The 1,315-nt window shown below is 67.6% G+C and carries 1 protein-coding gene; it reads right to left on the reverse strand.

All coding sequences use genetic code 11. From position 1 onward, the window contains the following. Window positions 1-179: 179 nt before the first annotated feature. A complete protein-coding gene (locus ACWGJO_RS41620; RefSeq protein WP_452190973.1) occupies window positions 180-635 on the reverse strand; it encodes a GNAT family N-acetyltransferase in 456 nt (151 codons plus the stop codon). Window positions 636-1,315 lie beyond the last annotated feature (680 nt).

Here is a 1,315-nt window from a genome sequence, read left to right on the forward strand (position 1 = left end):
GACCCTTCCGACTGTGGAGCGCCAGGCCCGGGTTGCACGGACTCTTCCTACTGAAAGTAGGACGTGCTCTGGTAGCACCGCTGACGCCTGACGAGGAATCATCTCCCTCGCGATGTCGAGAATATTAGCAGCTCAGTGCCCGTGCGACGAATCGCGGTCGGGCGGACGGGCGCCGTCGGTCAGAGCTCTCTCGTCATGAACGCGCTGTTCGGGTCGGGCCGGTAGTCCGCGAACGGCTCGCAGGGGACGAACCCGAACTTCTCGTAGAGCTTCCTGGCCGGCAGGAAGAAGTCGGGCGTGCCGGTCTCCAGGCTCAGCTTCGTGAAGCCCATGCGCCTGGCCTCGGTGATGATGTGCTCCAGTAGCAGGGACGCGACGCCGCTCCGCTTGCGCAGGGGTGCCGTGCGCATCGACTTCAGTTCGGCGTGGTCCGCGTCCAGTTGCTTGAGGGCGCCGCAGCCGACCAGGACGCCGTCGTCCCGCACCGACCAGAACGTGATCCCGGGCCGACGGAGGGCGTCGAGGTCGAGGGCGTGGGTGCTCTCCGGCGGGGAGATGGCCCGCATCTGCTGGACGTGCTCGTCGAGGAAGCGGGCGATCTCGGGGCCGGAGAGGTCATCGGTCGCGATCTGCACTGTTGCTCCTGTCCCGGGTCGGGAAACGCGGAAGGGTCCGGCACCCGTGTGGATGCCGGACCCTTCCGACTGTGGAGCGCCAGGCCCGGGTTGCACGGACTCTTCCTACTGAAAGTAGGACGTGCTCTGGTAGCACCGCTGACGCCTGACGAGAGATCATCTCCCTCGCGATGTCGAAAATATTAGCAGCTCAGCACCCGTGCGACGAATCGTGCTCCCGGCACCCGGGGGCGCTCTGGTCCACTCCGCGACCACGGTGCCGCCGGCGACCTGCCGCACTCGTGCGGACGCGGATGGAGGGGTGGATGGCAGAGCGGAAGAGCGGGGCGTCGGGGGCCGGGGACACGGCCGGGGACACAGCCGGGGAGATGGCGCTCGATGTCGAGATGTCCTCGAAGGGGCTCCGGGCGCTCCGGATTTTCGGCGCCGGATTCTCGGCAGTTCCACAACACCGTGCGGTTCGTGGCAGTTCTTGTCGTCACCGCTGTCCTGGGCCGGGCGTGGCTGGCGACGAAAGAGCCGGCGGAGCAGCACGAGTCGACCAAGTGCGGTTGTTGCACGGCGGACGGGATGCAGTCGCTGGTTCAGGGGCGATGCAACGCGGAAGGGTGCGGCATCCCTGTGGAAGGCCGACCCATCCGCCCGTGGAGCGGCCGGCCCCGGTTGCACCGCCACATCCA

The organism is Kitasatospora sp. NPDC054795 (assembly GCF_053611565.1).